23 protein-coding genes are annotated in these 22,199 nt (G+C 33.2%); 11 read left to right on the top strand and 12 right to left on the bottom strand.

Annotated features, from left to right (window positions below; genetic code table 11):
- Position 1 precedes the first annotated feature (1 nt).
- The 10 genes from AC1EUU_RS08550 to AC1EUU_RS08505 all read left to right on the top strand — a co-directional run bounded on the left by AC1EUU_RS08550 (position 2) and on the right by AC1EUU_RS08505 (position 11,741).
- A complete protein-coding gene (locus AC1EUU_RS08550) occupies positions 2-1,294 on the top strand; it encodes a glycosyl hydrolase family 17 protein (RefSeq protein ID WP_480200997.1) in 1,293 nt (430 codons plus the stop codon).
- Positions 1,295-1,328: 34 nt separating this feature from the next.
- Complete coding sequence (locus AC1EUU_RS08545) at positions 1,329-2,621, top strand: glycosyl hydrolase family 17 protein (RefSeq protein WP_480201844.1); 1,293 nt, start codon at positions 1,329-1,331, stop codon at positions 2,619-2,621.
- A 20-nt stretch (positions 2,622-2,641) separates the two neighbouring features.
- The gene (locus AC1EUU_RS08540; protein ID WP_480200996.1) at positions 2,642-4,132 is read left to right on the top strand and encodes a glycoside hydrolase family 30 protein; all 1,491 of its coding nucleotides are present in this window, start codon (positions 2,642-2,644) and stop codon (positions 4,130-4,132) included.
- Between the two features lie 12 nt (positions 4,133-4,144).
- A complete protein-coding gene (locus tag AC1EUU_RS08535; RefSeq protein WP_480200995.1) occupies positions 4,145-5,575 on the top strand; it encodes an MFS transporter in 1,431 nt (476 codons plus the stop codon).
- Positions 5,576-5,623: 48 nt separating this feature from the next.
- On the top strand, positions 5,624-6,259 hold the full coding sequence (locus tag AC1EUU_RS08530; protein WP_480200994.1) for a hypothetical protein: 636 nt from the start codon (positions 5,624-5,626) through the stop codon (positions 6,257-6,259).
- 47 nt (positions 6,260-6,306) lie between these two features.
- The gene (locus AC1EUU_RS08525; protein ID WP_480200993.1) at positions 6,307-7,221 is read left to right on the top strand and encodes a glycoside hydrolase family 17 protein; all 915 of its coding nucleotides are present in this window, start codon (positions 6,307-6,309) and stop codon (positions 7,219-7,221) included.
- A gap of 201 nt (positions 7,222-7,422) precedes the next feature.
- On the top strand, positions 7,423-8,850 hold the full coding sequence (locus tag AC1EUU_RS08520; RefSeq protein ID WP_480200992.1) for an MFS transporter: 1,428 nt from the start codon (positions 7,423-7,425) through the stop codon (positions 8,848-8,850).
- A 35-nt stretch (positions 8,851-8,885) separates the two neighbouring features.
- The gene (locus AC1EUU_RS08515; protein WP_480200991.1) at positions 8,886-9,770 is read left to right on the top strand and encodes a glycoside hydrolase family 17 protein; all 885 of its coding nucleotides are present in this window, start codon (positions 8,886-8,888) and stop codon (positions 9,768-9,770) included.
- A gap of 144 nt (positions 9,771-9,914) precedes the next feature.
- Entirely contained in the window at positions 9,915-10,661 is a 747-nt protein-coding gene (locus tag AC1EUU_RS08510) for a DUF4386 domain-containing protein (RefSeq protein ID WP_480200990.1), read from the top strand.
- A 294-nt stretch (positions 10,662-10,955) separates the two neighbouring features.
- Positions 10,956-11,741, top strand: a complete 786-nt coding sequence (locus tag AC1EUU_RS08505; RefSeq protein WP_480200989.1) for a zinc-dependent peptidase — start codon at positions 10,956-10,958, stop codon at positions 11,739-11,741.
- A gap of 71 nt (positions 11,742-11,812) precedes the next feature.
- Here the strand turns inward: AC1EUU_RS08505 and yiaA are convergent, their stop codons facing one another.
- On the bottom strand, positions 11,813-12,295 hold the full coding sequence (gene yiaA, locus AC1EUU_RS08500; RefSeq protein WP_480200988.1) for an inner membrane protein YiaA: 483 nt from the start codon (positions 12,293-12,295) through the stop codon (positions 11,813-11,815).
- Between the two features lie 152 nt (positions 12,296-12,447).
- On the opposite strand from yiaA, the gene AC1EUU_RS08495 reads away from it, so the two are divergent.
- Positions 12,448-13,971: a hypothetical protein gene (locus AC1EUU_RS08495; RefSeq protein WP_480200987.1), complete on the top strand. Its 1,524-nt coding sequence runs from the start codon at positions 12,448-12,450 to the stop codon at positions 13,969-13,971.
- On the opposite strand, the gene AC1EUU_RS08490 is transcribed toward AC1EUU_RS08495, so the two are convergent.
- From AC1EUU_RS08490 to atpB, 11 genes are all read right to left on the bottom strand, one after another.
- Complete coding sequence (locus AC1EUU_RS08490) at positions 13,949-14,335, bottom strand: VOC family protein (protein WP_480200986.1); 387 nt, start codon at positions 14,333-14,335, stop codon at positions 13,949-13,951. The genes AC1EUU_RS08495 and AC1EUU_RS08490 overlap by 23 nt on opposite strands.
- Positions 14,336-14,376: 41 nt before the next feature.
- A complete protein-coding gene (locus tag AC1EUU_RS08485; RefSeq protein ID WP_480200985.1) occupies positions 14,377-14,832 on the bottom strand; it encodes a DUF1801 domain-containing protein in 456 nt (151 codons plus the stop codon).
- Positions 14,833-14,837: 5 nt separating this feature from the next.
- The gene (locus AC1EUU_RS08480; protein WP_480200984.1) at positions 14,838-15,356 is read right to left on the bottom strand and encodes a DUF4199 domain-containing protein; all 519 of its coding nucleotides are present in this window, start codon (positions 15,354-15,356) and stop codon (positions 14,838-14,840) included.
- A 95-nt stretch (positions 15,357-15,451) separates the two neighbouring features.
- A complete protein-coding gene (locus tag AC1EUU_RS08475; RefSeq protein ID WP_480200983.1) occupies positions 15,452-15,865 on the bottom strand; it encodes a response regulator transcription factor in 414 nt (137 codons plus the stop codon).
- Between the two features lie 9 nt (positions 15,866-15,874).
- Entirely contained in the window at positions 15,875-16,813 is a 939-nt protein-coding gene (locus tag AC1EUU_RS08470; protein WP_480200982.1) for a 2-hydroxyacid dehydrogenase, read from the bottom strand.
- A gap of 72 nt (positions 16,814-16,885) precedes the next feature.
- Positions 16,886-17,746, bottom strand: a complete 861-nt coding sequence (atpG, locus tag AC1EUU_RS08465; RefSeq protein WP_480200981.1) for an ATP synthase F1 subunit gamma — start codon at positions 17,744-17,746, stop codon at positions 16,886-16,888.
- A gap of 77 nt (positions 17,747-17,823) precedes the next feature.
- On the bottom strand, positions 17,824-19,401 hold the full coding sequence (atpA, locus tag AC1EUU_RS08460) for a F0F1 ATP synthase subunit alpha (protein ID WP_480200980.1): 1,578 nt from the start codon (positions 19,399-19,401) through the stop codon (positions 17,824-17,826).
- Positions 19,402-19,420: 19 nt separating this feature from the next.
- A complete protein-coding gene (atpH, locus tag AC1EUU_RS08455) occupies positions 19,421-19,975 on the bottom strand; it encodes an ATP synthase F1 subunit delta (protein ID WP_480200979.1) in 555 nt (184 codons plus the stop codon).
- A 22-nt stretch (positions 19,976-19,997) separates the two neighbouring features.
- On the bottom strand, positions 19,998-20,492 hold the full coding sequence (locus AC1EUU_RS08450) for a F0F1 ATP synthase subunit B (protein WP_480200978.1): 495 nt from the start codon (positions 20,490-20,492) through the stop codon (positions 19,998-20,000).
- A 77-nt stretch (positions 20,493-20,569) separates the two neighbouring features.
- Positions 20,570-20,779, bottom strand: a complete 210-nt coding sequence (gene atpE, locus AC1EUU_RS08445) for an ATP synthase F0 subunit C (RefSeq protein WP_480194135.1) — start codon at positions 20,777-20,779, stop codon at positions 20,570-20,572.
- 19 nt (positions 20,780-20,798) lie between these two features.
- The gene (gene atpB, locus AC1EUU_RS08440) at positions 20,799-21,887 is read right to left on the bottom strand and encodes a F0F1 ATP synthase subunit A (protein WP_480200977.1); all 1,089 of its coding nucleotides are present in this window, start codon (positions 21,885-21,887) and stop codon (positions 20,799-20,801) included.
- Positions 21,888-22,199: the final 312 nt, after the last annotated feature.

Raw genomic sequence — 22,199 nt, 5'->3', positions numbered from 1 at the left:
GATGAAAATAAGACTAAACATAGTAATTGCAATTTTATGCACGGTGCTTGTGTTGTCTTATAATCAAAAATCAAAACAGGAAGAATTAATGCAAAGCCAAAATAACAATAATATTACCGCTAAAGACATTTTAGGCAATCCAGAATATCAAGCAATATCTTATGGAGGATACCGCAAGATATCAAGAAAGATACAGCCAACGTTAGAACAGATTAAGGAAGATTTAAAAATACTTCAAGCTATGAATATTAAAGTTTTGAGAACTTATAATGTTCAATTAGCACAGGCCTCAAATTTACTTGAAGCGATTAGGCAGCTAAAAGCAAAAGATAAAAACTTTGTAATGTACGTAATGCTTGGAGCATGGATAGATTGTAAGAATGCTTGGACCGATTTAGAACCCGATCATACTGTAGAGAGTGAAAAGAACGCAAGTGAAATTCAACGCGCCGTTAACTTGGCAAATGAGTACCCAGATATTGTAAAAATATTAGCCGTTGGTAATGAAGCAATGGTTCGATGGGCGACTAGTTATTACGTGCGACCAAAAGTTATTTTAAAATGGGTTAACTACCTTCAAAATCTTAAGGCAGAAGATAAGTTACCTAAAGATTTATGGATCACCAGTTCAGATGACTATGCATCTTGGGGAGGTGGCGATGAGAGTTACCAGATTAAAGATTTAGAAGAGTTGATTAAAGCTGTAGATTATGTTTCTATGCATGTCTATCCTTATCATAATACGCACTATAATCCGAAGTTTTGGGGAATTAATGAAGAAGCTCAAGAGCGATCTAAAGAAGAAAAAGTGAAAGGAGCTATGAAATGTGCTTTAGTGTTTTCTAAAAAGCAATATGCTAATGTGCTAAACTACGTAAATAGTATAGCTCCGAACAAACCTGTACATATTGGTGAAACAGGCTGGGCTACAGTTTCTAATGGACATTATGGCTCAAATGGATCGAAAGCAACAGATGAGTATAAAGAAGCATTGTATTATAGATATATGAGAAATTGGACTAATGAAGCTGGAATTTCATGCTTTTATTTTGAAGCTTTTAACGAACCATGGAAAGATGCACATAACCAAAAAGGTTCCGAAAATCATTTTGGTTTATTTACTGTTGATGGAAAAGCAAAATATGCTCTTTGGAATTTAGTAGATAAAGGAACTTTTAAAAGACTAACAAGGGATGGAAATCCTATAATAAAAACTTATGGCGGTAATAAAGAAGAATTATTACATGAGGTAGATCTACCTGACGTAAGATTTGATATGGCCGCCTGTATTTAAAACTAAAAACTTACTAATAAAATAAGACTAAATGATGAAATTGAATAAAAGTATTTTGATTGTAGTAGTGATTTCTTTGTGCATTTGGTCATGTAAAGACGCTACTAAAGTGAAGGAAAAAGAACCACAAACCAAAAATGAATTGACAGCAAAGGATATTTTAGGTAATCCAGATTATTTGGCAATGTCTTATGGAGGGTATAGGTATCAAGATCATAGTATCGAGCCAACCTTAGAAGAGCTAAAAGAAGATATGAAAATTCTTAACGCAATGGGCGTAAAGATGATTCGCACGTATAAGGTTCATTTCCCTCAAGCAGAGAATATTTTAAAAGTTATTACAGAACTAAAAAAGGAAGACCCAAGCTTTGAAATGTATGTAATGTTAGGTATTTGGATAGATTGTAAAAATGCGTTTACCGATTTAGAAAAAGATCATAATACAGAAAGTGAAGCCAATGTTCCTCAGGTAGAAAAGGCAGTTGCTTTAGCTAACCAATATCCAGATATAGTTAAGGTTTTAGCAGTTGGTAACGAAGCTATGGTTAAATGGGCAACAAGTTACTATGTTGAGCCATGGATAATCTTAAAGTGGGTAAATTATCTTCAAGACCTAAAGAAAGAAGGAAAGCTTTCTAAAGATTTATGGATAACAAGTTCAGATAATTTTGCTTCTTGGGGAGGCGGTGGAAAAGAATACCATGTTGAAGATTTAAACAAATTGATAAAGGCGGTAGACTTTCTTTCTGTTCATACATATCCAATGCATGACACGCATTATCAACCAGAATTTTGGCTAGATCAAGAAGATCTTGAAGGTAAAACCGATATGGAAAAAATTGAAATTTCTATGCTAAGAGCTAAGAAATATGCTATCAACCAGTATGAAGATGTTAAAAAATATATGGAGAGCTTAGGTGTAGATAAACCCATTCATATAGGTGAAACAGGTTGGGCAAGTTTTTCTTCAGGGCATTATGGTACCACTGGATCTAAAGCCTGTGATGAGTATAAAGAAGCACTTTATTATAAGCATATGAGAGATTGGACTAACGAGGCAAAAATGTCTTGCTTTTATTTTGAAGGATTTGATGAACCTTGGAAAGGAGGAGACAATTCTGGGAATTCTGAAAAACATTTTGGATTATTCACTGTAGATGGGAAAGCAAAATATGCGCTTTGGGATGAAGTAGATAAAGAAACATTTAAAGGATTAACTAGAAATGGAAATCCTATCACCAAGACCTATGATGGAGATAAAGAAGCATTAATGAAAGATGTTGAGGTTCCTCCTACAGCGGAAGAATGGCATGCTAATAAAAAGTAGATAATGGTGAACTAACCAATATGAAAACTCTAAGAAATACAATATCAATCATTGCCATCCTAACTATGATAAGTTGTAATAAGGAAGAAAAATCATTAGCTGTTGAGGTTTATGAAACTTCAGCCTCAGGTAATAAGTTAGCTCAATTAACTGAGTTCGATACATCAGAAAATTTAGCTCAAATTAAACTATTTCCTGAAAGAGAATTGCAGACTATTACGGGTTTTGGTGGTGCATTTACAGAATCTTCAGCTTATTTATTAAATAAACTAAGTGATGAAAATCGTAAAAAAATTATTGATGCCTATTTTAGTAAAGATGGTGCTAACTATTCCTTAACAAGAACGCACATGAATTCATGTGATTTTTCTTTAGATAATTATTCGTATGCGCCGGTTGAAGGAGATAAAAATCTTGAACATTTTACTATTGAAGAAGATAGAGAAGATTTAATTCCATTTATTAAAGATGCTATCGCAGCTTCTTCAGACGGTTTTAAAATTTTTGGTTCTCCATGGACAGCTGCGCCCTGGATGAAAGACAATAATAAATGGGTTGGTGGTAAATTATTACCAGAATATTATGATACATGGGCTTTGTTTTTCTCAAAGTATGTTGATGCGTATAAAGCAGAAGGAATAGATATATGGGGTTTTACTGTTGAAAATGAACCTCTAGGTAATGGAAACAATTGGGAAAGCATGCATTATACACCAGATGAAATGACCAATTTTGTTCAGAATTATCTGGGCCCAAAACTAGAAGCAGAAGGTAAAGGTGATTTAAAGATTTTAGGTTATGATCAAAACAGAGAGCACTTAAAAGAATGGATAGATTCTCAATTTAAAAATGAAGAAACATCCAAGTATTTTGATGGTACTGCGATACATTGGTACGCAAGTACATTCGATTATTTTCCTGAAGAATTGCAATATGCTCATAATAAAGCACCAAATAAACTTTTAATTCAATCTGAGGCATGTGTAGATGCACAAGTTCCCGTTTGGAAAGACGATGCATGGTATTGGAGAAAAGAAGCTACAGATTGGGGTTGGGATTGGGCACCAGAAGAAGATAAACATATGCATCCAAAATATACCCCTGTGTATCGCTATGCCAGAGATATTATAGGTTGTTTAAATAATTGGGTTGATGGTTGGGTAGATTGGAATATGGTACTCGACACAAAAGGAGGGCCTAACTGGTTTAAAAATTGGTGTGTTGCTCCCGTGATTGTTGACCCAGAGAAAGATGAAGTTTACTTTACACCTCTGTATTATACTATGACACATTTTAGTAAATACATTAGACCGGGCGCTAAAGTTTTCGATGTTGAAAATTCAGATAAAGAATTAATGATAGCTGCAGCTAAGAATCCTGATGGCTCAATCGCTGTAGTAGTATTTAACCAAACGAAAAATACCAAATACTTTTCTCTTGAATTATTAGGGAATAATAAAAAGGTTTCTATAAGCCCACAGGCAATTCAAACCTTAATAATTAATAACTAAAAACTTAAAATTATGTCTAAAAATGTTACAGCCGCGAAAGATAGAGTGCCTTTAGGTCAAAAAGCTGCATTTGGTGCTGGTCACTTGGTCTTAAACTTATTACCTGGTGCATTAGGTGTTTTTATGTTTTTCTTATTAACAGTCTTTGGAATGGATCCTGTTCAGGCTGGAATTTTAGGAGGACTACCTCGGATTTTTGATGCCATTACTGATCCTGTTATGGGCTTTATATCGGATAATACTAGTTCTAAATATGGGCGAAGAAGACCTTACATTTTTATTGGTGCTATTTTAAGTGCAATATTTTTCGTTTTGCTTTGGCAAATGGATGAGAACAATTCTGCCACTTTTAACTTTTGGTATTTTTTAATAATGTCTTTAGTTTTTTTAATTGGTAATACCATGTTTGCAACACCATTGGTTGGACTAGGTTTTGAAATGACTACAGATTATAATGAACGTACCAAGTTAATGGCATTCTCCCAAACGGTTGGTTTAGTTGCCTGGGTGATTGTACCATGGTTTTGGCCAATGATACCTAATGAAAGCCTTTTCGAAAGTCAAGCAGTTGGGATAAGAACATTGGCACTATATGTTGGATTGGGTTGTTTGCTTTTGGGAATACTACCTGCTATATTTTGTCGAGGAATTGATGCGTCTTATATGGGGGATAGAAAAAAGCTTACCCTTAAGACCATATTTAGTAACTTAAAAGATTTAATATCAAGTATTGGAGAAGCTATAAAAAATAAACCTTTTATGAAATTATGCGGAGCAACATTTTTGGTGTTTAACGGATTTCAAATCGTAGCATCATTTAGTTTCTTTATCATAGTGTTTTACTTATTTAATGGTAATTATGGAGCAACAGGAACATGGCCAGCTTGGTTTAGTTCAATAAGTGCATTAATTTCTGCTATTGTGGTGATTCCTATTGTCTCAGCTATGGCATCAAAATGGGGAAAAAAGAATGCCTTTATTATTGCAACTGCAATATCAATTGTAGGATATATTCTAAAATGGTGGACGTTTACTCCAGATAACCCTTGGTTAATGTTTATCCCGATTCCATTGATGTCTTTTGGATTAGGAAGTTTATTTACATTGATGATGAGTATGACCGCTGATGTTTGTGATTTAGATGAATTAGTAAATGGAATGCCTAGAAAAGAAGGGACATTTGGTGCTTTATATTGGTGGGTTGTAAAATTAGGACAAGGCTTGGCTTTAGTATTTGGAGGTATCGTACTACAAGTTATAGGATTTGATGGTAGTCTAGCTACTCAATCTGAAGAAACTTTATTAAATCTTCGAATAGCTGATATTGTTTTTCCAGTAGTTACTGCTGCTTTAGCTATTTGGGTTATGTGGAAATATAGTTTATCAGAAGATAGGGCAAAAGAAATTAAGGCTCAATTAGAAGAAAGACGAGGTGTTTTATAGCCATGTTAAATTGTTAATGAGAAATGATATAATTAAAAAAATAACGATATGTCAACAAAAATAATAATTCTGTTAATTGGAGTTTTGCTTACAATAATTGCCGTACTAAGCATTATGAAAAGTAGTTCAGACAAGAAAAACGTTAGTGCAAAACTTGGAGTACCGATGGGGGTCTTAGGTGTTTTAATGATAATATATGGTAGTTACTCTTCAGGTTTGGTGAATTATAACAGCCAGATGGAACAAGTGTCTATAGGGAATAAGTTAAAGATAGATGGGCCCATAAGCGCTGTAAAAGTTGTATCACCAATAGATAAAGATTCGGTTGATTGTAGAATTTTAACCATGGGTGTGTATCCTGAAGCTCATGAAAAGGATATTTGGGTAGTTATTAGACCAACAGACGACAGATATTACCCACAATCAGATCACACCAATACTTCATATAAAAGAGATGGTGAATGGCAAGTTGTAACACGTTTTGGGGGAGATAAAGGCGAAGCTTATGATTTAATTATTTATGAAACAGATGCTGCGGCTTCGTCATTTTTTAGCAATACAATTGTAAAATGGAAAGAAGCTGATGATTATCCGGGACTAAAACTAGAAGAAATACCTTTTGGAGCCAAAGAAGTTGATCGACTTAAAATTTATACAAAGAAGAACTGTAGAGGTGTGTTCTAAATTCAATTTAGAGCCTTATTATTAAGATAAATAAAAACTAGAAATAAATGTCTTACAGAGTAGAGTCATATTATAAATCAAGAGGGTATGCAAATGTACCAATTCAAGGTATAAACCTTTCAGATTATTCAATAGAAGAGTTAAAAGCTTTATGGCATAAAACGCTACAAGAAGGTTTTCATGGTATATGCTTTAGTATGTATAGAGATGGGCAATCGCCAGGTGATGATATAAGCATAGAACAAGTTGAACAACGAGTAAAAATATTAAAACCTTACGTAAGTGCAATTCGATCTTTTTCGTGTATTGAAGGAAATGAATTTGTGCCAATGATGGCAAAAAAACATGGACTTAAAACGTTGGTGGGAGCTTGGCTTGGTAATAACAAAGAAGATAATGAAAGAGAAATAGAAGGGCTCATAGAACTTGCAAAAGCAGGTAATGTAGATGTTGCAGCTGTTGGTAATGAAGTCTTATATAGAAACGATCTAACATTAGAAGAATTAGTAGGATATATTAATAGGGTTAAAGAAGCTTTGGCAGGATTAGATATTCCGGTTGGATATGTAGATGCTTATTATGAATTTTCAAGACATCCTATCTTAGTTGAAAGTACAGATGTTATACTTGCAAATTTATACCCTTACTGGGAAGGGTGCCCAATAGAGTACGCCTTAGGTCATATGCAATCTATGTATGGTTCTGTTGTAGATGCTGCCCAAGGCAAGCCAATTATTATAACTGAAACAGGTTGGCCAAGTGAAGGAGGAGGTCTCAATGGGGCAATTGCTGGTGAAGATGCCGCAATGAAGTATTTTATTGATGCCGTTAGATGGACAAAGGCAAACGATATTCCAATATTTTATTTTTCATCTTTTGATGAATCTTGGAAAACGGGAGATGAAGGCGATGTTGGCGCTTACTGGGGACTTTGGGATAAGAACGAAAATTTAAAGTTCTAAGGATTAAGTTTAGCAACTTTCAAAGTAGAGTTGTCAATTGCAGGTAGTTCATTAAATCTTAATCGAGCTTTAACGAAGTGTCAATGATTTAGAGAAATTAAAATTAGAGTTTCATAAAAATTTAAAACAATATAGAATAATAAATAAGTTTTTAAGGCAGTTGTTTCTAAATTCAAGCCTCAACCTAACAGAAACTAAATTATGTCAATAACCGGCTCAGTATCTAAGGGAAAAGTTCCATTTGGTCAAAAGGTTGCATTTGGTGTTGGTATGTTAGCCAATCAAATGTTTCCGGCTATCCTTGGTATATTCATGGTGGTTTTAGTGCAAGATTTAGGCTTTCCAGATTGGATGTGGTCTCTTATTTATTTTTTTCCAAGAATATTTGATGCTATTACCGATCCCATTATGGGTTACATTTCTGATAATACCAAATCAAAGTGGGGACGCAGAAGACAATATATCTTAATTGGTGCAATAATGATGGGGCTTGCCTACATATTCATGTGGCAACTTTTTAAAGACAATTCTTTGAGCTTTAATTTCTGGTATTTTTTTCTATGGTCTATTATTTTCTATTTAGGCCTTACTATTTTTAGTGTTCCTTATGTGGCTATGGGGTACGAAATGAGCGATGATTTTCATGAGCGCACCAACATTATGGCCATAGCTCAATGGGTTGGCCAATGGGCATGGGTTATCGCACCTTGGTTTTGGGTAATTATGTATGACCCAGATTGGTTTCCGTCTGCAGATGTGGCTGCCAGGCAATTAGCAATATGGGTTGCTATTCCTTGTACTATTTGTGCGTTGGTTCCGGCAATATTTATAAAAAGTAAATCAACTATAAATGAAGATTATGAATCATTAAGTTTAGCGACTATTGGCAATAGCTTAAAAAACATATTTACCAGTTTTGCCGAAGCATTCAAAATCAGTCAATTTAGGAAATTATGCATTGCCACATTTTTAATTTTTAATGCTTTCAATACAGTTGCAGCACTTACTTTTTTTGTCATTGTCTATAAACTTTTTAACGGCGACGCCGCGGCAAGTGGTATTTGGGTTTCTTTATTTGGGTGTTTAGGTGCATTGGGTACCACTTTTATAGTTATACCTACTATAACATGGATGTCCAAAATTATGGGCAAGCGAAAAGCATTTTTAGTGTCTCAAGGAATATCTGTTTTAGGATATGCGCTGTTATGGTTTTTATTCATTCCAGGTAAACCATGGATGTATATCATGGCATTACCATTTTTTTCTTTCGGGATAGGAAGCTTGTTTACAATAATGATGTCTATGACGGCAGACGTAATAGATATTGATGAATTGAATTCGGGAAAACGGCGTGAGGGGATTTTCGGTGCTATTTATTGGTGGATGGTGAAGGTTGGATTCGCTATAGCTGGAGGGCTTAGCGGTGTTATTATGGCCATAGTAGGGTTTAACCCAGACCTTGTAACTACAGACCAGCAATTTGCAGTAGATGGACTACATGCTTTCTTCTGTTTTTTTCCTATGGCAGGAACTCTGGTTGCAATGTTTATTATGAAGGACTATAATGTTACCGAAAAACGAGCTAATGACGTAAAAACCGAATTATTAAAAAGAAGAGGAGAGTTATAATATTGGTATATTTGTTAATTAGAATTTATTAGATTATGTCGTACAGAGGAGAAAAATTTTTGACATTAGCTGCTCTTGATTTTGAAGGGAAATCGATAGATGAATTAAGAGGTGTTTTTAGAAAATCACTTAAAAAAGAGATGCACGGATTATGTTTTAGTCCATACATGGAAGGACAAAACCCAGGTGATCAAATTAGTGAGGATCAGATTCGTCGGAGAATGGAAATTATTCAGCCTTATACAAAATGGATTCGCTCTTTTTCTTGTACCGAAGGCAATGAGGCAATCCCGCGTATAGCTAAAGAATATGAAATTAAAACTTTAGTAGGAGCTTGGTTAGGGGATGATGATGCTATGAATAAACAAGAAGTAGCTAATCTTATTGAATTAGCAAATGGTGGTTTTGTAGATATTGCTGCTGTTGGGAATGAAGTAATGTATCGAGGAGACTTAACGGAAGATGAATTACTCGATTTTATATACCAAGCGAAGGCAGCCATAAAAGATGTTCCTGTAGGATATGTTGACACCTATTATGAATTTAGTGATCGTCGAAGAATTACCGAAGCATGTGATATTATTTTAGCTAATTGCTATCCTTATTGGGAGGGATGTGATCAAGATTATTCATTGTTATATATGAAAGACATGTATAATAGAGCTCTCAAAGCTGCTAATGGTAAGAAAGTTATTATTTCAGAAACAGGATGGCCAAGCCAAGGAACAAGCCTAGAAGGTGCTCATCCTTCTGAAGTAAACGCAATTAAATACTTTGTGAATACCCAAAAATGGTCGAAAGAAGAAAACATTGATATATTTTACTTTTCCTCTTTTGATGAATCTTGGAAAGTGGGGGCGGAAGGAGATGTAGGAGCTTTTTGGGGTATTTGGGACAAGCAGGAAGAACTAAAATTTTAATAGAACTTTATTCTTAAAAAAGAAATTTATTAAAGTGTCCGGCTCTAATAAAATTTTGATCTTATCTTTTAAGGTTATTAAGATATTCATGTAACAATTTCTTGAGTTATTCGTCTAGCTAGCACTAACTTACAAATTATTACCATGGAATCTACCAATAAGACAGCTCATATAGCTGGATTTTTCTATTTTTTACTTGCCGTTTTTGGTGTAGTCAGTATTATGCTTATACCATCACAATTAATTGATTGGAGCAGTGCTTCTAATACTTGGATGAAAATAAACGGCATGGAAAAACAGTTTTTTTTTAACCTCTTAAATGGAAAGGAATTATTGTTTGCCGGAGTCGTATCTGGAGTGATATGCTATACCGCCTATATCTTTTTGGCTATTTGGTTCTATAAACTATTTTATAGTACATCTAAAATTGCTACAATATGCTTATTGGTTTTTGTATTCGCCAGTATACCATTTACATTTTCTGCTTTGACACATTTGGCAGAAATAATTCCATTGGCGAATGGAGGTGAGCATTTAGCGGTTTATACCGATCAACAATTGGCAACGGAAGCTTTTTTAGCTTTAAAAGCATACGGCAGTGGCCTGAGCTTGGCTGAGATTTTTTGGGGATTATGGTTATTACCGTTGGGGTATTTAGTGTATAAATCTGATTTTATGCCTAAAATACTTGGTATCGCATTAATGCTTGGTTGTTTCTTTTATTTATTAGAAGTATTACGTTTTTTTGTGTCACCCGATATTGATAAAAATATAATACATCAAGTACTTTCTATAGCGGCCATGATAGGAGAGATGGGTACTATGTTGTGGCTGTTGATTGTTGGTGCGAGATGGAAGAATTGGAAGAATAAATTTGTCAAGAAGCAATAGTGATCAATTTATGGTACTTAAGAATTCTATTTTTTAATAGATATTCATATTAGTAGACCTTTTTAATATTTCGATTTACTACCGAAACCCTTGAAATTTAGATCGTAGTATTAATTTTTTACTATATTTGGCTTTGAAATTGCTATGATTTCTACTATAATTTAGGGGTAAATTGTATTGATTTAGTGCAAAATGGCTCATTTTTTGTACTAATATAGATAATTGTTAAAAAAATGAACTACATTTAAGGTATTGTAGTGCCATTAAAGATGTGGTTGTAATAGTATACAATTTATGTTCGAATTGCTAAACATATGGGTTAAGGGTAATGATCTTGCCGAGAGAGCCATTAATAAACGTGAGCTTAATGAATTTCAACGTGGTCTATTAGTGCGTTATTGCTCATTCTATAAACGTTTGACGCTGTCTGATAAAAAACGTTTTGAACATAGGGTAAGGAGATTCATAGAGGAGCGTAATTTCGTTGGAAGAGAAGGCGTTGTAATTACGGAAAAAATGAGGTTGTTAATCGCTTCAACAGCTATAATGTTAACCTTCGGTATGAGACGCTATTTATTTTCTGAATTTGATAATATCATTATCTACCCTAAAGACTATTTCTCTCAGGTAACAAAAATGCAGCATAAGGGTGAAACGAACCCAAAATATCGAACAATTGTATTTTCTTGGAATGACTTTATGGAAGGCCTTAAGGTAGAAGATGATAACTTAAATCTTGGTTTACATGAACTAACCCATGCGTTACATTTTAATTGTTTAAAAAGGAAAAATTTTACGTCAAGGTATTTTATTAATAAATATCGCGAACTCTTATTAAGATTAAGAGATAGGAGATTGCAACGTAAGGTTGTTAACTCTGGCTATATACGTTCATATGGATTTAAAAATCAGTATGAGTTTTTATCAGTACTTGTAGAGCATTTCTTTGAAACTCCAAATGAATTCAAACAGAAGCTACCTGAGCTTTATAAGATTGTGAGTCAAATGCTCAACTTAGACCCTGCAGACTTCACTAAAAAACCAGCTTTATTTAAGAGTATTGTATTAAGCTCTGCTTGAAGATTAATAAAATATAATTTTAAAAAAGCCAAAAGCTTATTTAAACTCTTGGCTTTATAATTTATACTTATTTATTTTATGTCATTTTTCTTTCTATTGATATAATCAATATCTCGTGTATTTTTTTGAACTGCAATGGCTGCATAAATACTGAGTATAAAAGAAATTCCATAAAACCCCTTTTCACTTAAAAACAGATCAGCATTCCATAATCCAATAATTAATAAGATTATTGAAGTAATAGTTGTAAACCAACTAATACCGTAGTACGTTTCTGTGACAGGAATGCCTTCTAATTTATCTCGCACTGCTTTTTGAACAGAGATTACAGAAAATAATCCAAACAATAAAATGGTAAAATAATAACCTTTTTCGTTCAATTGCATATCTGCGTTCCAGAGGCCAATACAAAATGCTGAAATACCAATTAATAAAGCTGTCCATGAAGCTCCGATGAATGCCGGCGTTGGTTTTAAATCAAAGCCCTTTTCTTCTTTATTGTTCTTTTTGTTTTTTGAGTCATCTTTTAAAGTGACTGTAGTTTGATAATCCATATTAGATAATTTAATTGATTACGAAGCAAAAGTGCAAATCAATAGATGTTCATCAAAAACAACTTTAAATAATATCTAATGATAAAAAATATTTATTATTATTGTAAATAACTAATAATCATTTTTTTAAATTATAAATATCTAATGATATAATGAATGAATTAAGATTGATAGTTTCCATTCTTTCTATAGAAGAACAAAAGAACTTTATTAGTTATTTAGAGAGGAAAAATAAGAGAAGCGATGTAAAGAACATACGGTTGTTTAAATATTTGTTGGATGATAAATTGACTTCAAAAGAGATTAATTTTAAACTATATAAAGGTAATAGTAAGAACGCTTATTACGTCTTATGTAAACGATTATATAGTTCTGTAATAGATTATCTTGCTGGCATAAATCTAGAAGAAGAAGCGACTGAAAAAATACAGATTATAAAATATATTTTGGTTTCCCGCACTTTTTTGGAGCAGCAGAACTATAAAACATCATTTAAGTTGCTGGAAAAAGCAAAAATACTGGCAATCGAACATCAGCTTTATCCTTATTTAAATGAAATTTATCATTTAGAGATTCAATACTCACATGTTTTTTCTGATAAAAGCTTAGATACCCTGATTGATGCGTTTAAGAAGAATCAAAGGCTATATTATTTAGAAGAGGAACTTAATATTGTCTATGCCAAAATTCGAAAAGCTTTAAACGCGATTGCCTACGAAAATAAAATTCTTGATTTTCAAGAGATTCTAGAGAGAGAATTAAAAGCGCACAATATTAGAAGCCTAAATGCATTGTCTTTAAAATCAATATATCAATTACTTACCATTGCAAGTATTTCAGCCTTCGTAACTAAAGATTATTTACAGATTGAACCTTTTGTTTTAAGGGTTTTTAAGACCATAAAAAATAACACTAATAAAGAAGCTCAATTGTTTTATTATATACAAATATTGTATATGATTTCGAATACTTTTTTTAGAAACAAAAAGTTTGAAAAGTCATTGCATTATCTCAATCTAATGAGGGTGGAGATGCTGAAAATAAGAGGTAAGTATTATAAGCGCTTCGAACTTAAATACAAACTTTTAATTTCGTTAAATTATAACTATACTAGTGATCAAGATAGGGCGATAAATATCTTAGAACCATTAATAAATAAAAAACATAAAGATCTTGAATCATTTCTAGATGTTAAACTTAGTCTTATTGTCTTTTATTTTCAAAAAGGATCTATTTCTGAAGCCTCAAACTTGCTATCAAAATTTTATCATACAGATAAATGGTACATAAAAAAGGCAGGAAAAGAGTGGGTGTTAAAAAAGAATTTAATTGAAATATTATTATACTTAGAAAAGGAAAATTTTGAGTTGTTTGAATCTAGATTATTAAGCTTTAGAAGGCAATACTCACTATATTTAAAGGAGATAAAACAAGAACGCGTTATGGCCTTTCTCAAGTTGGTTGAATATTATTATTTGAACCCTCAATTAGTGACCACTGAAAAATTCTATAATAAGGTAAGAGCTTCTTTTATTTGGGTGGATGCCAAGCGTGAAGACATTTTTGTAATGAGTTTTTACGCATGGCTAAAAAGTAAAATGGAAACTAAACCCCTTTATCAAACAACATTAGAGCTAATTGAAAAAGCAAAAATTATAAAAATGCTGCATCCTTAGGCTCCCATAATTCTATTTTGTTGCCATCAAGGTCCATGATCCAGCCAAATTTACCATAATCATATTCTTCTATTTTCCCGATTACGGTTACACCTTCTTTCTTCAGTTCTTCAAGTAATTCTACTAAGTTCTCAACGCGATAATTGAACATGAAATCCTTTTTGGAAGGTTCAAAATAGGTAGTATCAGCTTTAAAAGGACCCCATTGTGTTGAACAATCGCTTCCTTCTTTATCTTTCCACCAAAATGTACAACCCCATTGATCTGTATTAAACCCTAAATGCTTTTTGTACCAATCTTTGGCCGCTTCAGGATTCTTAGATTTAAAGAATAATCCACCAATTCCAGTAACTCTTTTTTTCATGATTAATGCTGTTTTATTGTTCCTGTGAGTACGCGTATATGTTATTTCTTAATTGCTTTTTCGTAAAGGTTTATCCAATCTTCGGCCGTCATTTTTTTTACTAATTCTCCAATCAGATCATAAGGAATTTCATCAATATGTTTAAAGCGAATACAACTTTTACCCATATCTAACTTTCGCTTACTATGCTTAGGAAATTCAGATACAAACCAGTTTAATAGTTTTTCATCTGCATAAATACCACTATGGTATAAATTTATAGAGTTTTTTTGAGAGGCAACATTCATAAATGGTAACGGTAGTTTAGGGTCACAATGATATCCGGCCGGATATTTCGTATGTGGTACATAATATCCAATCATTTTATAATTAATGCCTTCTTCAAATCCTTTAGGTAAATTATCTAAAATGATCTGTCGTAATTTACGTATTGGAGCTTTTCTTTCCTCAGGAATTTGTGCTATATATTCATCAACAGTATTGGCTAAGTATTGCATGATATTTAGTTTATAGGTTGTTTACGTTGTAAAATTAATGATGAAATTAATGAAATAATGAACCCTATTAAGAATACAGTTAAAGACATTAATAAAAAGCTGAAGAAAGGATTCATAAATAGCTCTTTTTGAGATTCCATTTCGGCCAGCTTTGCTTCAAGATCAACTCCCGATAAAGAATTCTTAGCTTCTTCAATTGAGCGTGCATAATATTCAGCCGTAAAATCAGGATTAATATATTTTATATAAATCAAATCAATAATGCCAAAAGCGAGTGCAGCAAACAATGTAATTAAAATACCAATTAAAAGTGCTTTGCTAAAAGATACAACTCCATTATTTTCACGATCTCTATAGTGTTTAATACCAAAGAAAACAAATAATAAAGATAAGACCATACTTGTATAGCCTATTACTTCTTGCAGGCCATACGACAGATTTTTACCAAGAGTTAATGCCAATATAAATAGTATGACAATTGCAATGGCACTCTTGATGCCGTAGTTAATAACTGTTTTTTTCATGATTATTAAATTTTGATACCACAAAACTACCGGTAAGTATCAAGAATTGACTCATACTAAAGTACCAAAATTCTCATACTTTAGTTCTAAAGTGCTTAAAATGGAAGAATATGTAGCTCCTTGGAAATCTTAATAGCTTCTGTTCTACGCTTGGCGTCCAACTTGATTAATAAATTAGAAACATGTGTTTTTATTGTGCTTTCTGAAACAAATAGCTTCGCCGCAATCTCTTTATTAGAGAGCCCTTTAGCGATTTCACAAAGTACTTCATATTCTCGATTGCTTAGGTTAAGTTCTTTTATTTTTTGTTGATCAACCTTTTTAGGTTCTATAGCTTTTTTAGGCTGCTTTTTATTGATATATAAACCAATAAAGAAAAATACCAATGCAATAATGGAGATAATAATTTCTATACCAAGATTACCAGATAAATAGGTGTGTTGGCTAATTCTAAAAAGAAGCAGTAAAGCAAGTATGATACCGCCAAAAACAAAGATTGTCTTTTTCACAAAAGCAAGTTAGCAAAATTTTGCTTTTATCTTATCAACAATTGTATGGGCTAATTTTTCTTTACTTTCTATGGTCCATCCGGCTACATGTGGAGTTAATAATACGCTATCTGAATTGATTAAATATTGAAAGGCCTCCGGTAGCTCTTTTTCTTCAAATAAGTTCTCGAAAGATGATTTTTCAAATTCAAGAACATCCAATCCGGCGCCCAAAATTTTGTTGTATTTTATGGCAGTTACAAGGTCTTTAGTTACTACACTTTTGCCCCTTGCGGTATTAATAAGCCAGAAAGGTTTTTTAAAGGCATTAATAAATTCGCTATTTACCATATTAATGGTTAATTCGGTTTGTGGAGTATGCAAGCTTAAAATGTCGGTTTTTTCTTGTAACTCTTGAAGTGATACCTGCTTACAATTTTCATCTCCTTTATTGGGAAGAATGTCATAGCAAATCACTTGCACGTCGAATCCTTTTAGTTTTTTTGCAAAGGCTTTTCCCATGTTTCCATAACCTATGAGTCCAACGGTTTTTCCATCTAATTCGATTCCTCGGTTTGCTTCTCGGAGCCATTTTCCTTGACGTACTTCGCGATCGGCCTTATTCAATTTGTTGAATAATGAAAGCAACATACCCAATGAATGTTCTCCTACAGCATTTCTATTACCCTCAGGAGCTGAGATTAATTCTATTTGTTTTGCAGTGGCGTATTCACAATCAATATTTTCTAAACCTGCACCTACACGGCCGATAAATTTTAATGATCTAGCTTTATCGAGAAAGGTTTTATCAATAGTAAACCGACTTCTTATAACAATACCGTCATAATGACTAATTTTTTGCTCAATAGCTTCTTTGGAAGAAACAAAGTCTTCATCGCACTGAAAACCAAGATTTTCTAATCTGGATTTTAAAATTTCATGATTGGAATCTAGTAAAAGTACTTTCATTATTGGTGAAAATAAAAACACCCAAAGTTAACAAACTTTGGGTGTTGATTATATATAGATTTATACTACTATTTATCCATTCAGAGCCTCGGCACCACCTACAATCTCCAAGATTTCATTGGTAATAGCCGCTTGACGCGCTTTGTTATACGTAAGTAACAGGTCATCGCGCAATTCTTTGGCATTATCGGTTGCTTTATGCATCGCTGTCATACGAGCACCGTGCTCAGCAGCAAAAGAATCTCTTACCGCTTTATATAATTGTGTCTTTAGTGACTTAGGAATTAACCCTTGAACGATCTCTTCTTTTGAGGGCTCAAAAATATAATCTAAGTTAGCATTGGCATCTTTTTCTGCTGGAACGATTGGTAAGAACTGCTCTATTGTTGCTATCTGCGTAGCTGCATTTTTAAACTTATTATAAACAACTACGATCTTATCATAATTACCTTCGGCAAAATAAGTCATTAATTCTTCTGCAATTGCAGCCGCATTTACAAATGTTAGATCGTCAAAAAGCTCACTTTTGTTTGCAACAACATTATATTCTTTTGATAAAAGATCGTTCCCTTTTTTGCCAATAGCATAAATATCAACCTGTTTACCACTAAAATCAGTAGTGATAGTTTCCACAGATTTTTTAATAATTGATGAGTTAAAAGCACCACATAATCCTCTATTTGAGGTAATAGCGACTAAAAGTACTTTATTTACCTCGCGCTCACTCGCATATACGCCTCCCGAATCACTATCAAGAGTTGCGCTTAAATTTTGCAATAACTCAGTTAATTTATTTGAATATGGTCGCATAGCAGTAATTGCATCTTGGGCTTTTTTCAACTTTGCTGCCGATACCATTTTCATGGCGCTTGTAATCTGCATGGTTGAACCAATCGATGTAATTCTGTTACGTATTTCCTTTAAGTTTGCCATATTTTTATTGAGTATTTAGTACTGAGTACTAAGTATTGAGAGATCTAACATCTCAATACTCAATACTAAAATCTTAATTAAGCGTATTTCGCTGAAATTTCTTTAGCTGTATCTTCTAATACTTTTAATGCTTCATCTGTTAATTTACCAGCTTTTAAAGTATCTAAAGTATCTCTATGTTTTGCATTTAAGTAAGCTAAAAAGTCTTTTTCAAACTCTTTTACTTTATCTACAGGTACGTCTCTTAACAAGTTTTTAGAACCTGCATAGATAATTGCTACCTGATCTTCTACTGTAAACGGATCATTTTGAGCTTGTTTTAAGATCTCAACATTACGCTTACCTTTTTCAATAACGTTCATAGTAGCTGCATCTAAATCAGATCCGAACTTAGCAAATGCTTCTAATTCACGATATTGTGCTTGGTCAAGTTTTAAAGTACCTGCAACTTTTTTCATTGATTTAATCTGCGCAGAACCACCAACACGTGATACAGAAATACCAACATTAATTGCCGGACGTACACCAGAGTTGAAAAGATCTGACTCTAAGAAAATCTGTCCGTCGGTAATAGAAATTACGTTTGTTGGAATATATGCTGATACGTCACCTGCTTGCGTTTCAATAATTGGTAAGGCTGTTAACGAACCACCACCTTTTACTTTACCTTTTAAAGAATCAGGTACGTCATTCATTTGAGCAGCAATAGTATCATCATTAATAACTTTCGCCGCACGCTCTAATAATCTTGAGTGTAAGTAGAATACGTCACCAGGGTATGCTTCACGTCCTGGAGGTCTTCTTAATAATAACGATACTTCACGATATGCCACAGCTTGTTTTGATAAATCATCATAGATAATTAAAGCTGGTCTACCAGTATCTCTAAAATATTCACCAATTGCAGCACCTGCCATTGGAGCATATACCTGCATAGGAGCGGGGTCAGAAGCATTTGCAGCAACAATCGTTGTATATGCTAATGCGCCTTTTTCTTCTAACATGTTAGCAATAGCAGCTACCGTAGAACCTTTTTGACCAATGGCAACATAGATACAATATACAGGCTCTCCGGCATCATAAAATTCTTTTTGATTTAAGATCGTATCAAGAGCAACAGTAGATTTACCAGTTTGACGGTCACCAATAATTAACTCACGTTGACCTCTACCAATAGGAATCATTGCATCTACTGATTTAATACCAGTTTGCAATGGTTCGGTTACTGGCTCACGGTAGATAACCCCAGGTGCTTTACGCTCCAAAGGCATTTCATAAGTTTCGCCATCAATAGGGCCTTTACCATCTATTGGCTCTCCTAAAGTATTTACTACTCTACCAACAATTCCTTCACCTACACGTAACGAAGCAATACGCTCAGTGCGTTTTACCGTAGCGCCTTCTTTAATTTCTGTTGAAGCTCCTAAAAGTACCACACCAACATTGTCTTCTTCTAGGTTCAATACGATACCTTCTAATCCGTTATCGAATTGTACCAATTCACCATACTGCGCATTGGCTAAACCATATACACGCGCAATACCATCACCTACTTGTAATACTGTTCCAACTTCATCAAGTGTTGCTTTGCCATCAAAACCTGAAAGTTGTTGTTTTAGAATTGCTGATACTTCAGCTGGTTTTATTGTTGCCATTTTATTGATTTATGCTATTTTAAAAATTTGGTACGTATAAGTTATCATCGAACTGTCTACGTAAATTGTTCATTTTTCCTTGTATACTTGCATCATATTGCTTGTCTCCAACTTTAAGGATAAAACCTCCAATAATTGTAGGATCAACAATATTTTCTAAGGTAACTTTCTTACCTACAATCTCTTTTACTTTTGCAAGTACTTTTTCTTTTAATTCATCAGTCAAAGGAATAGCAGAAGTAACTCTAGCTATTTGAGTTCCTTTGTAATGATCATATATAATAGTATACTGTTTAGCTATGTTCTCTAGTATAGCCAATCTTTTGTTTTCAACTAATTGATTGATTAATCCTTTAGATATATTATCAAGATTACTAAAAATAGCCAATAAAGTATCTTTTTTAACGCTAGCCTTTATGATGGGGCTATTTAGCATGATATCAAGATCTTTGTTTTCTTCAATAGTTGAAGAAATAGCTATCATATTTTTATTTACCTCATCAGCCTTATTCGTATCAATTGATAAGTTTAAAAGTGCTTTGGCGTATCGTATAGCTGCTCTTGTCTGTTTCATTGATCAATCAGTCTTAAAATGATTAGTTTAATTTGATGTCGCCTAACATGTCTTCTACTAATTCTATTTGTTTATCTTTAGTAGAAAGCTCTTTTTTTACCACTTTTTCGGCAATATCAATAGAAAGATCAGCTACTTGATTTTTTAAATCGGTAATAGCAGCTAGTTTTTCATTTTCTATAGAAGCTTTAGCTTGCTCAATCATTTTATTAGCTTGAGCTTTCGCCTCATCTTTCGCTTCGTTTATCATATTATCTTTGATCTCGCGAGCTTCTTTAAGCATGGTATCTCTCTCAGCTCTGGCTTCTTTTAAAATCTTTTCATTATCAGATTTTAAATTTTCCATTTCTTCACGAGCCTTCGCTGCTTGAGCTAATGCATCTTTAATAGATTCTTCACGATCGTTAACCGCTCCTAAAATGGGTTTCCAAGCAAATTTTCTTAATATGAACAATAAGATTAAGAAAGTAATTGCTGTCCAAAAAACAAGTCCAAAACCAGGTGTAATTAAATCCATTTCTTTATATGTTTTATAATTTAAATTTTATTAAAAATATAGAAGTAACCAACCGTTACTTCTATATTTTCGTTTTTTTATCCTTGTAAGAAAGCTACAACAACACCAAATAGTGCTACCGCTTCTACGAAGGCTGCTAAAATTAATGCAGAAGATTGTATCTTACCGTGCATTTCAGGTTGACGTGCCATAGCTTCCATAGCTTGTCCACCAATTTTACCAATACCTAAACCAGCTCCGATCGCTGCTAAACCAGCTCCAATAGCTGCAATTCCAGTAATAGTCATAATATAAAATTTAAATTAATTAATGATGTTCTTCTTCTGTTGCCATTCCAAAATATAGGGCTGACAAAATTGTAAATATATATGCTTGTATTGCTGTAACAATAATTTCAATTACTGTTATAAACAAAGTAAAACCAATAGATACGGGAGCCACCAAATATGATTTGAACACAAATATTAATGACATAAGTGCTAAAACAATTACGTGACCAGCAGTAATGTTCGCGAATAAACGAATCATTAACGAAATTGGTTTTACGAACATACCTATGATCTCAATAGGCATTAAAAATATTTTCATTGGAACTGGAACTCCAGGCATCCAGAAAATATGTTTCCAGTAATTTTTATTACCGCTTAATGTTGTTATGATAAAGGTGAATAACGCTAAAGTCATAGTAAAAGCGATATTACCACTTAAATTTGCTCCGTTGAAAATTGGAATTAATCCAAAAATATTATTGATCCATATAAAGAAAAATATAGTCAATAAGTATGGCATGTATTTCTTGTATTTGTGCTCACCAATCATTGGCTTGGCTATCTCGTCACGAACGAATACTACAAGTGGTTCTAAGAAACCAGCTAAACCTGTAGGAACTCCATCTTTTGATTTTGCATAACTCCTTGCTGCAGAAATGAATAAGAGCATAAGTAATATAGCAGAAACAAATAGCATTAAAACATTTCGGGTTATTGAAATGTTTATTGGCTTTTTAGCATTTGTAGGATGATGTTCTTCATCGAATTGAACTACGTCAGCACCGTTGTTTAGTTGATAAATTTTTTCGTGAATTTTCACAAACTTACCTCCATTAGCTTCAACAATCACTTTCCCAGAATCGTCATGATGAAAAGCAGAAGACATAAATGTAGTTAAACCATTGTCCGTCCATAAGATTACAGGTAATGGTATTGAAACTGCATGTCCATTCCAATCCCACAAGTGAAATCCATGAGCATCCTTTACGTGATGCAAAATCATTTCTTTAGGGTCAAATTTTTCGCCTTCTTTTGACGATTCTTCTTCTTTGTCTGAAGCAAATCCGGTTAAGGAAAAAGACAAAAACAATCCTAATAAAAGAGTTCTAAAGATGTTGATTTGCATTACTTGTATAATTATAAATATATGTCTCTAAAAATTCCGTGCAAATGTAAGGACATTCTACGAAACAACAAACAATATTTACGTATAATTTTTGAATAAAAATTCAAGGTTTATTTCATTGATTTTCAGTAGGGTTATTTTGTAAAAATTTACTAATAGAATAGACTTCAAAAGCGAGAAAAAGAAAATAAGGAATAAAGAAATTAACAACGTCTATTTTTTTTGATTTGAAGTCAGAAAGTATAAGAGGGAGTAAAAATAATAATGCGAGGATCATTTTTAATAAGGTGGCCATCATAAAAAAATTAAAGA

It is taken from the genome of Maritimimonas sp. 2205BS37-2 (assembly GCF_056591755.1).
Note: the sequence above shows the minus strand (reverse complement) of the source record. Positions and strands in the feature narration are given on the sequence as shown.

What these genes read in the sequence shown, in the direction of transcription:
- AC1EUU_RS08485 (WP_480200985.1), bottom strand. Translation starts at nt 14,832, where the DNA reads ATGCAATACTTAGCCAATACTGTTGATGAATATATAGCACAAATTCCT.
- AC1EUU_RS08480 (WP_480200984.1), bottom strand. Translation starts at nt 15,356, where the DNA reads ATGAAAAAAACAGTTATTAACTACGGCATCAAGAGTGCCATTGCAATT.
- AC1EUU_RS08470 (WP_480200982.1), bottom strand. Translation starts at nt 16,813, where the DNA reads ATGAAAGTACTTTTACTAGATTCCAATCATGAAATTTTAAAATCCAGA.
- AC1EUU_RS08510 (WP_480200990.1), top strand. Translation starts at nt 9,915, where the DNA reads ATGGAATCTACCAATAAGACAGCTCATATAGCTGGATTTTTCTATTTT.
- AC1EUU_RS08505 (WP_480200989.1), top strand. Translation starts at nt 10,956, where the DNA reads ATGTTCGAATTGCTAAACATATGGGTTAAGGGTAATGATCTTGCCGAG.
- AC1EUU_RS08490 (WP_480200986.1), bottom strand. Translation starts at nt 14,335, where the DNA reads ATGAAAAAAAGAGTTACTGGAATTGGTGGATTATTCTTTAAATCTAAG.
- AC1EUU_RS08550 (WP_480200997.1), top strand. Translation starts at nt 2, where the DNA reads ATGAAAATAAGACTAAACATAGTAATTGCAATTTTATGCACGGTGCTT.
- AC1EUU_RS08535 (WP_480200995.1), top strand. Translation starts at nt 4,145, where the DNA reads ATGTCTAAAAATGTTACAGCCGCGAAAGATAGAGTGCCTTTAGGTCAA.
- AC1EUU_RS08545 (WP_480201844.1), top strand. Translation starts at nt 1,329, where the DNA reads ATGAAATTGAATAAAAGTATTTTGATTGTAGTAGTGATTTCTTTGTGC.
- AC1EUU_RS08495 (WP_480200987.1), top strand. Translation starts at nt 12,448, where the DNA reads ATGAATGAATTAAGATTGATAGTTTCCATTCTTTCTATAGAAGAACAA.
- atpH (WP_480200979.1), bottom strand. Translation starts at nt 19,975, where the DNA reads ATGAAACAGACAAGAGCAGCTATACGATACGCCAAAGCACTTTTAAAC.
- AC1EUU_RS08515 (WP_480200991.1), top strand. Translation starts at nt 8,886, where the DNA reads ATGTCGTACAGAGGAGAAAAATTTTTGACATTAGCTGCTCTTGATTTT.
- AC1EUU_RS08530 (WP_480200994.1), top strand. Translation starts at nt 5,624, where the DNA reads ATGTCAACAAAAATAATAATTCTGTTAATTGGAGTTTTGCTTACAATA.
- AC1EUU_RS08540 (WP_480200996.1), top strand. Translation starts at nt 2,642, where the DNA reads ATGAAAACTCTAAGAAATACAATATCAATCATTGCCATCCTAACTATG.
- atpB (WP_480200977.1), bottom strand. Translation starts at nt 21,887, where the DNA reads ATGCAAATCAACATCTTTAGAACTCTTTTATTAGGATTGTTTTTGTCT.
- AC1EUU_RS08525 (WP_480200993.1), top strand. Translation starts at nt 6,307, where the DNA reads ATGTCTTACAGAGTAGAGTCATATTATAAATCAAGAGGGTATGCAAAT.
- atpE (WP_480194135.1), bottom strand. Translation starts at nt 20,779, where the DNA reads ATGACTATTACTGGAATTGCAGCTATTGGAGCTGGTTTAGCAGCGATC.
- atpG (WP_480200981.1), bottom strand. Translation starts at nt 17,746, where the DNA reads ATGGCAAACTTAAAGGAAATACGTAACAGAATTACATCGATTGGTTCA.
- atpA (WP_480200980.1), bottom strand. Translation starts at nt 19,401, where the DNA reads ATGGCAACAATAAAACCAGCTGAAGTATCAGCAATTCTAAAACAACAA.
- yiaA (WP_480200988.1), bottom strand. Translation starts at nt 12,295, where the DNA reads ATGGATTATCAAACTACAGTCACTTTAAAAGATGACTCAAAAAACAAA.
- AC1EUU_RS08450 (WP_480200978.1), bottom strand. Translation starts at nt 20,492, where the DNA reads ATGGATTTAATTACACCTGGTTTTGGACTTGTTTTTTGGACAGCAATT.
- AC1EUU_RS08520 (WP_480200992.1), top strand. Translation starts at nt 7,423, where the DNA reads ATGTCAATAACCGGCTCAGTATCTAAGGGAAAAGTTCCATTTGGTCAA.